Source organism: Serratia sp. H1w, assembly GCF_000633355.1.
GTDB lineage: Bacteria > Pseudomonadota > Gammaproteobacteria > Enterobacterales > Enterobacteriaceae > Chania.
Map to the genome: position 1 here is coordinate 45,451 of NZ_AYMQ01000119.1, position 6,000 is coordinate 51,450.

The window sequence follows — 6,000 nt, forward strand, 5'->3', positions numbered from 1 at the left end:
CGTGGTGCTGAACTTGCGGCCCGCCCATCAGGTGAGATTGCTTATTATGGATGTATTCTTCCTGCAACAGCTGATTAACGGCCTGACCCTTGGCGCGGTGTATGGCCTGATCGCCATCGGCTATACCATGGTGTACGGCATCATTGGCATGATCAACTTCGCCCACGGCGAGGTGTATATGATTTCTGCCTACCTGTGCGCGATTGGCCTGGCGCTACTCTCTTTCTTTGGCCTGCACTCTTTCCCGCTGTTGATTCTGGGCACACTGGTCTTCACCATCGTGGTCACCAGCGTTTATGGCTGGGTGATCGAACGTATTGCTTATAAACCGCTGCGTAATTCCACGCGTCTGGCTCCGCTGATTTCCGCCATCGGCATGTCGCTGATACTGCAAAACTATGCGCAGATCAGCCAAGGGCCACGCCAGCAGGGGATCCCAACCTTACTGGACGGGGTTTTTCGTCTTAACTTTGATGGCGGGACGATCCAGATCACCTACACCAAGGTGTTTATTCTGGTGGCCGCGCTAGTGGGCATGGCGGTGTTTACCTACGTGATCCAACGCACTCGTCTGGGGCGTATCTGCCGGGCGACCCAACAAGATCGCAAGATGGCGTCGATACTCGGCATCAATACCGACCGGGTGATCTCGCTGGTGTTTGTGATTGGTGCGGCGATGGCCGGGCTGGCCGGGGTGCTGGTCACCATGAACTACGGCACCTTCGATTTTTACGTGGGCTTTATTATTGGCGTCAAAGCCTTCACCGCCGCGGTGCTAGGGGGGATTGGCTCATTGCCTGGTGCGATGCTCGGTGGCTTGCTGCTTGGCGTGGCAGAGGCACAGTTTGCCGGCATGGTGAACTCGGATTACAAGGATGTGTTTTCATTCGGTCTGCTGGTGGTGATCCTGATTTTCCGCCCTCAGGGCCTGCTGGGGCGGCCAATGGTCGCTAAGGTGTGAGGGAAACTATGTCTCAATCCACAGTTCATCAAGGGCTGAGTATTAAACGCAGCCTGTTGGATGCCGTTCTGGCGGGCCTGATCGCGCTGATTGTATTCGGCCCGATCGTTGGCATCGTGCTGGACGGCTACAGTTTCAACTTTGAGCCACGCCGCCTGGTGTTGATTATTGCGGTGGTCATGGCGGGGCGCTTGCTGCTTAGCCTGTTTTTGCAAACGTCGCTGGGGCGCAAGGTATCGGCGCGTTTTGAGGGCGGCAATGACGGGGTTTATGTTCGGCCAGTTGGTGCCAGAACCAGTCTACGCTGGATCCTGCCGCTGTTGGCGGTATTGGCATTACTGTTCCCGTTTATGGCGACCAAATACCTGCTGACCGTGGCGATCCTCGGCCTGATTTATGTGCTGTTGGGGCTGGGATTAAACATTGTGGTGGGGCTGGCAGGGTTGCTCGATCTGGGTTACGTGGCGTTTTATGCCATAGGGGCCTATGGCCTGGCGCTTGGCTATCAATATCTCGGTCTGGGTTTCTGGGCGATGTTGCCGCTGGGGGCGCTAATGGCGGCGCTAGCTGGTGCATTGCTGGGGTTCCCGGTGCTGCGTATGCACGGTGACTATCTGGCGATTGTTACTCTGGGTTTTGGTGAAATCATCCGCTTGGTGCTGAATAACTGGGTGTCGTTGACCGGTGGGCCAAACGGCGTTTCGGTCCCCGCACCGACCTTGTTCGGCCTGGAGTTTGGTCGTCGGGCGAAGGAAGGGGGGATACCGATCCACGAGTTTCTTGGCATGACCTACAACCCCAACCTGAAGTTTATTTTTATCTACTCCGTATTGTGCCTGGTGGTGTTGCTGGTGCTGTTCGTCAAACACCGCTTGACGCATATGCCAATAGGGCGAGCGTGGGAGGCATTGCGTGAAGATGAAATCGCCTGCCGTTCGCTTGGGCTTAATCATGTGTTGGTCAAACTCTCAGCGTTTATGATGGGGGCTTCTACTGCGGGTATTGCTGGAGTGTTCTTTGCCACCTACCAAGGGTTCGTCAATCCGACTTCGTTTACCTTCTTCGAATCGGCCCTGATCCTGGCGATCGTGGTGTTAGGAGGTATGGGATCGACCATCGGCGTCGTGCTGGCCGCTTTTGTACTGACGGTGGCCCCGGAGCTGCTGCGTAGCTTTGCCGAATACCGGGTATTGCTGTTTGGCGTGCTGATGGTGTTGATGATGATCTGGCGGCCACGCGGTCTGGTGCGTATCAGCCGTACCAGCTTTACGCCACGCAAGGGGGTTGCACCATGAGCGATGCCATTTTGCGCGTTGAACATTTGATGATGCACTTCGGCGGCATCAAGGCGCTGAACGATGTGAACCTGGAAGTGGAGCGTGGCTCGATCACCGCGTTGATTGGCCCGAACGGCGCGGGGAAAACCACGGTATTCAACTGTCTGACGGGGTTTTACCGCGCCAGCGGTGGGGCGATCCTGCTCAATACTCACAAACGGCCCATCGATGTGATCCGTATTCTGGGGCAGAAATTCCGCGCAGGGGATTGGATCAACCCCGCGCAGCTGGGGTCACGCCTGTACTACAAGATGTTTGGTGGCACCCACCTGGTGAACCGTGCCGGGCTGGCCCGCACCTTCCAGAATATCCGCCTGTTCCGCGAAATGTCGGTAGTGGAGAACTTGCTGGTGGCGCAACACCGGTTGAGCAACCGCAACCTGATTGCTGGCGTGCTCAATACGCCAGCCTATCGGCGGGCAGAGAATGATGCGTTGGATCGCGCCTTTTACTGGTTGGAAGTGGTCGAGTTGGTGGACTGCGCCAACCGGCTGGCGGGGGAGATGTCCTATGGCCAGCAGCGGCGGCTGGAGATTGCCCGCGCAATGTGTACCACGCCGGAAATGATCTGCCTGGACGAACCCGCTGCCGGGCTAAATCCGGTGGAAACCGCCACGCTGAGCCGGATCATCCGTTTTCTGCGCCAGCACCATGACATTACGGTGCTGCTGATCGAACATGATATGGGCATGGTGATGGAGATTTCCGACCGGGTGATCGTGTTGGATCACGGCAACGTGATCGCCGAGGGGACGCCACAGGAGATCCAACACAATGACAGCGTGATCGCCGCTTATCTGGGCGCAGACGAAGAGGAGCTGGCAGGATGAGTGAGGTAATGCTGGAGTTTCGTGAGGTTGATGTGCATTACGGCCCGATCCAGGCGCTGCAACAGGTTTCATTGCAGGTCAGGCAAGGGGAAACGGTGGCGTTGATTGGGGCCAACGGAGCAGGTAAATCCACCTTGTTGATGTCGATCTTCGGTCAACCTCGTATCAGCGGTGGTCAGATCCTGTTTCAGGGGACCGATATCAGCCAACGTTCGACGCATTTTGTGGCCAGCAGCGGTATCGCGCAGGCCCCGGAAGGGCGGCGGATTTTCCCGGACATGACCGTAGAGGAAAACTTGCTGATGGGCACCATCACCCTCGGCAACCAGTATGCCGCTGAGGATATGCAGCGGATGTATGAGTTGTTTCCACGCCTGAAAGAGCGGCGTAACCAGCGCGCGATGACCATGTCCGGTGGTGAGCAGCAAATGCTGGCGATAGCCCGTGCGCTGATGAGTCGCCCCAAGCTGCTGCTGTTGGATGAGCCGAGCCTGGGATTGGCGCCGCTCATCGTCAAACAGATATTCAGCATCCTGCGCGAGCTGACCAAAAGTGGCATGACGATTTTCCTGGTGGAGCAAAACGCCAACCATGCGCTGAAGCTATCCGATCGCGGCTATGTGATGGTCAATGGGCAAATCCGCCTGAGCGGCAGCGGTGCGGAGCTGCTGAGCAATCAGGAGGTGAGAAAGGCGTATTTGGGGGGCGCGTAAGTCCCCCTCACCCTAACCCTCTCCCAAAGGGAGAGGGGACCGCCTGTGCCACATCATAACTACAATATTATTCTTATACATCAAGTTGTTAAAGTAAGTCTTCCGTTCCTGAATACAACACTGCACAGTCCCCTCTCCCAAAAGGGAGAGGGGACCGCCCGCGCCGCATCATAACTACAATATTATTCTTATACATCAAGTTGTTAAGGTAAGTCTTCTGTTCCTGAATACGACACTGCACAGCCCCCTCTCCCTTTGGGAGAGGATTGGAGTGAGGGGCAACCACTGTTGAAAAAAACAGCGCCACAAAAGTGTGATGCAGGTCGCATTCTGGTTAGGGGTTGGTTAAAATGGCGTTACTGCCAGCCCCTGTTCCGGAACACCTTACAATGGATGAAATCAGCACTTCCCGCTCGACCGCCTGGATGCGTGTCGTCGTCTTGGCCATTTCGGCCTTTATCTTCAATACCACCGAATTTATCCCGGTCGGGTTATTGAGCGATATTGCCCAAAGCTTTGAGATGCAAACCGAGCAGGTGGGGCTGATCATCACCATTTATGCCTGGATCGTCGCCACGATGTCGCTGATCTGCATGCTGCTGACCAGCAAGATCGAGCGGCGTAAACTGCTGATCGGGGTTTTTATCCTGTTTATTGCCAGCCATGTGCTTACCGCTGTGGCCTGGAACTTTACCATCTTGGTGATTTCGCGTGCCGGTGTGGCCTTGGCGCACTCGGTATTCTGGTCGATCACCGCGTCATTGGCCATTCGTGTCGCTCCTGCAGGCAAGAAGGCGCAGGCGCTGAGTATGCTGGCGGGGGGAACCGCGTTGGCGATGGTGTTGGGCTTACCGTTAGGCCGGGTGGTGGGGCAATTGTTGGGCTGGCGTATGACATTTATTGGTATCGCCGTGTGCGCCACCCTGGCGTTGGTGATGCTGTGGCGTTTGTTACCGGTGCTGAAAAGCGAACATTCCGGTTCACTGGCCAGCGTTCCCCTGCTGTTTAAACGCCCGGAGTTGGTCAGCCTGTATATGTTGACCATCATCGTGGTGACGGCGCACTTTACCGCTTACAGCTACATCGAGCCGTTTATCCAGACCGTCGCCGGGCTGTCTGCCAACTTTACCACCTTGATGCTGCTGCTGTTTGGCGCGGCAGGCATTGTCGGCAGCCTATTGTTCAGCCGCTACAGTGAGCGTTTTCCGTCTGGTTTCTTTATGGGCGCGATTGGTTTGCTGGCTATCAGCCTGTTATTGCTGTTGCCCGCTTCCGGTAATGAAACGACCCTGACTTTGCTGTGCGTGATTTGGGGCATGGCCATCATGGCGATTGGCCTTTCGATGCAGGCGAAGGTATTAAGCCTGGCGCCAGATGCGACCGACGTCTCGATGGCGATCTTCTCCGGTCTGTATAACTTTGGTATCGGTGGTGGGGCGTTGCTGGGTAATCAGGTCAGCCTGCATCTGGGGATGCCAAACATTGGTTTCGTCGGTGCGCCGTTGGCTTTGATTGCGCTTGGTTGGTGTATCTTGAGTTTCTACCGCAGCGAACGTTTCCAGCAGCATCGGGCATGATCTTGAGTGTGGCCTGTATCAACAGGCCACTCCGTATTCACTTAACTTTGCTTGGCTGGCTCAAGGCTTTTTTGCCCGTCGTCAACCTGTTGACTATCTGTCCGTTGCGCCGCATGGCGTTCGGCCAGTAACTGGCTGATTTGCGCGTGTTTATCCTCGGTAAAATCAAAAAACCAGATGAAACCGATACGGATAGCTGAGCCGATGGCAGGTAACAGGCTGATACCAAAGAACAATCCCTGCAAGACGCTTTCGGTTTGCGTTGCCGCCTGCGGAATATAGTCAATCAGAGTTAAATAGACGCCAATCAATCCGCCACCAACGGCTACCGACATTTTCCCGGTAAAGGTTTGCCCGGAAAAAGTGATGGCCGCGCAGCGTTTATTGGTGTGATATTCAGCATATTCAATGGTGTCAACAATCATGGCCGAGGTGAACAGGTTGCTCATCATGACAAACAGGGTGCTCAACCCTAGTAAGAGAAACAACACTGCCAGATGTTGATAGCCGACAAACCACAACACCACCCTGACCATGATATCCAAACAACAAAGCGCAATAAACGGTCATGTATTCAATGTG

General features: G+C 55.4%; 5 protein-coding genes and 1 pseudogene. 5 read left to right on the plus strand and 1 reads right to left on the minus strand.

All coding sequences use genetic code 11. The annotated features are described in order from the left end of the window. Positions 1–46: 46 nt before the first annotated feature. The 5 genes from U869_RS0125310 (at position 47) to U869_RS0125330 (ending at position 5,418) form a co-directional block, all read left to right on the plus strand. The gene (locus tag U869_RS0125310; RefSeq protein ID WP_025120582.1) at positions 47–961 is read left to right on the plus strand and encodes a branched-chain amino acid ABC transporter permease; all 915 of its coding nucleotides are present in this window, start codon (positions 47–49) and stop codon (positions 959–961) included. An 8-nt stretch (positions 962–969) separates the two neighbouring features. Beyond that, positions 970–2,256 carry a high-affinity branched-chain amino acid ABC transporter permease LivM gene (gene livM / locus U869_RS0125315; protein WP_025120583.1) on the plus strand — a complete coding sequence of 429 codons (1,287 nt, stop codon included), beginning with the start codon at positions 970–972 and terminating at the stop codon, positions 2,254–2,256. Beyond that, positions 2,253–3,128, plus strand: a complete 876-nt coding sequence (locus U869_RS0125320; protein WP_025120584.1) for an ABC transporter ATP-binding protein — start codon at positions 2,253–2,255, stop codon at positions 3,126–3,128. Before livM ends, U869_RS0125320 begins: the two co-directional genes overlap by 4 nt. Next, positions 3,125–3,841 carry an ABC transporter ATP-binding protein gene (locus tag U869_RS0125325; RefSeq protein WP_025120585.1) on the plus strand — a complete coding sequence of 239 codons (717 nt, stop codon included), beginning with the start codon at positions 3,125–3,127 and terminating at the stop codon, positions 3,839–3,841. The genes U869_RS0125320 and U869_RS0125325 overlap by 4 nt, the downstream gene beginning before the upstream one ends. Positions 3,842–4,230: 389 nt before the next feature. Beyond that, on the plus strand, positions 4,231–5,418 hold the full coding sequence (locus U869_RS0125330) for a sugar transporter (RefSeq protein WP_025123909.1): 1,188 nt from the start codon (positions 4,231–4,233) through the stop codon (positions 5,416–5,418). Positions 5,419–5,459: 41 nt separating this feature from the next. Here the strand turns inward: U869_RS0125330 and U869_RS0125335 are convergent. Continuing rightward, positions 5,460–5,981: pseudogene (locus tag U869_RS0125335) on the minus strand (MFS transporter); the annotation flags it as partial. Positions 5,982–6,000 lie beyond the last annotated feature (19 nt).